Below are 2,959 nucleotides of genomic sequence, written 5' to 3'. Positions count from 1 at the left end.
GACACGGAATTCCACTGGTTTTTAGGATTTTTATCAGACTAACTTCCACTTCTACTAACAGCGGAACTTCGTTTGGGAATTTAGCAAACAAGTGCTAAAACATTTAATTATTAACAAAATGTTGATATATTATATATTTAAATACAAGCAACTCTCTATCTTTGAAGTAAATCTTTAACCACTTATCATATCAGATAATCCGTCGTCATCTTTGATAGTAAAAAAACAATCATCTAAAAAATTTAATGGTAACAGATGACTTACACTATGTCTCAATTAATAGCGTACCCAATTGAGAGCTTCTTATACTCTTCGAAAATCTCTTCAAACCACGTCAGCGTCGCCTTACCGTACTCAAGTACAGCATGCGGCTCGCTTCCTAGTTTGCTCTTTGATTTTCATTGAGTATTAGTACAAAGATTAGTATCTACTTTCCAAAAATACAACAACGGCCTTGTACCTCTTAAAATGAGGAACAAAGCCGTTTCTTGATCTTTTGTATTCATTGCCCACCTAACAATGATCCATTCATATTTGACTAAATGTTTATTTTAGTCTTCTTTTTTCTTTCCAAGAGCAAGTCCGAGACCACCTAACATGCCAAGAAGTCCTAGAGAGGCAAGAGTCGCATTTGATTCTGTTCCTGTATTTGGCAATACATTTTGAGAATCATTTGACTTAGCACCATTGTCAATAGTAGTATGAGTATCTACCTGATCTACATTCGAATTAACTGCATTTGGAGTTGTTGGTGCAGGTATATCTTGATCAGAACCTCCATTAGTAGCAGGTGTAACTAGCGTATCAAGTGTCACTGGCGCAACTGGAATGGTATTTGTATTTGAACCTACTTTTCTGAAAATGTGGGTCATTACTGGTGCATTTTCATCAATCATTGTTCTTACAAATTCATATCCTGGAATTAATCCATGTCCAGCATCCTTTTCATTACCTGTCTTAACGGATTGTTTCAATACATTTCCATCTTCATCAATCCAGAGAACCTCAATCATTAGCTCTGGCAATGCAATTGAATCCGCTAATACACCGTTTTCAAAAATTGTTACCTTAGCTGGAGTTGTTACATTAGGAACTTCCACAGCTGATTTATCTGGCTCAGTAATCTTACTTGTACCTGAGAGTTTACCTTCTGGGAGATCACTGTTTGGTACTTTACCTTTACCATCTTCACCTGGGATCTCTACCTTAGTTCCTGATGGGTATGTTAAGTCATCTGGCTTCTTCGGTGTTACTGTAACGTCACCTGTCTTAGGAGATTGTTCTAACTCTATTTTTGTTTCTTTACTTGTTCCATATGTTCGAACTGTTGTTGGAGTTACCTTGCCTGTTTTTAGATCAACTTCATAGCTAGTGGTATCAATCACATCACGACCTTCAGAATCTTTAGATTGTTCAACCTTTGTTTTCGCACCAACTTTAACGATTGTCTTACCTGCTAGGGTGACGACTGGATTACCAACGTGTTCTGTGATATGACCGTCATTTGGATCTACATCGTAAGTGGTTGTAGTAACTGTTTTACCTTTTTTACCCTCAGTACGCTGGTCTGGTGTACCGAAGTCTTTTTCTACATCTTTAACGTATTCCACTTCTGGTTCAATCAGGATTTCTACTACTTTGTCTTTGGCTGGGACTTTAACAATTGTTTCTGTTGGATTTACTACTACTGCTTCTCCTACTCTTTCTGTAATTGTTCCATCTGCTGAATTTACTTCGTAAGTAGTTGTTGTTGTACGTGAACCTGCTTGGCCTGCTTCTTCTACATTGTCTTGGCCTTTGTCGCGTGTATCATCTTTTACGTATTTCTTAGGTGATAGGATTTCTGTTGTTTCTACTTTATCCTTCGCTGCGACTTTGACAATAGTATTAGTTGGTTCTTTCGTACGAACTGGTTGACCTTCACTTGCTGTAATCTTTCCAGTATTAGGATCCACAGTGTAAATGGTTGTGATAGTGTCTTCACCATCTTCACCTTTAACAGTAGTTGGGGCTGTACCTTTTTCTTTCGTATCGTCTTTTTCATAGATAACAGGGGATGGTACAGGTCGTGTCTCAATTATTGGTTCTTTGATTGTTCCATAAGTTCGAACAGTTGTTGGAGTTACCTTACCTGTTTTTGGATCAACTTCATAGGTAGTAGTATCAATCACATCACGACCTTCAGGATCTTTAGATTGTTCAACCTTAGTTTTCGCACCAACTTTAACGATTGTCTTACCTGCTGGGGTGACGACTGGGTTACCAACGTGTTCTGTGATATGACCATCTTTTGGATCTACATCGTAAGTGGTTGTAGTAACTGTTTTACCTTTAGCTCCTTGAACGCGTTCATTAGGTGTGTCAACTTCTCGTTCACCATCTCTAACATACTCAACTTCTGGTTCAATCAGGGTTTCTACGACTTTGTCTTTGGCTGCGACTTTAACAATTGTTTCTGTTGGATTTACTACTACTGGTTCTCCTGCTCTTTCTGTAATTGTTCCATCTGCTGGATTTACTTCGTAAGTAGTTGTTACTGTGCGTGAACCTGATTGGCCTGCTTCTTCCACATTTGGTTGATCTTTGTCGCGTGTATCATCTTTTACGTATTTCTTAGGTGATAGGATTTCTGTTGTTTCTACTTTATCCTTCGCTGCGACTTTGACAATAGTATTAGTTGGTTCTTTCGTACGAACTGGTTGACCTTCACTTGCTGTAATCTTTCCAGTATTAGGATCCACAGTGTAAATGGTTGTGATAGTGTCTTCACCATCTTCACCTTTAACAGTAGTTGGGGCTGTACCTTTTTCTTTCGTATCGTCTTTTTCATAGATAACAGGGGATGGTACAGGTCGTGTCTCAATTATTGGTTCTTTGATTGTTCCATAAGTTCGAACAGTTGTTGGAGTTACCTTACCTGTTTTTGGATCAACTTCATAGGTAGTAGTATCAATCACAT

General features: G+C 38.3%; 1 protein-coding gene. It reads right to left on the bottom strand.

From position 1 onward, the window contains the following. Positions 1-551 precede the first annotated feature (551 nt). Positions 552-2,959 (bottom strand): G5 domain-containing protein (locus CJ239_RS11225; RefSeq protein ID WP_142367013.1); only part of this gene is annotated, 2,408 nt, incomplete at its 5' end.

This window comes from Streptococcus sp. UMB0029 (assembly GCF_002871495.1).
GTDB lineage: Bacteria > Bacillota > Bacilli > Lactobacillales > Streptococcaceae > Streptococcus.
This window is presented reverse-complemented; position numbering and strand designations above follow the sequence as displayed.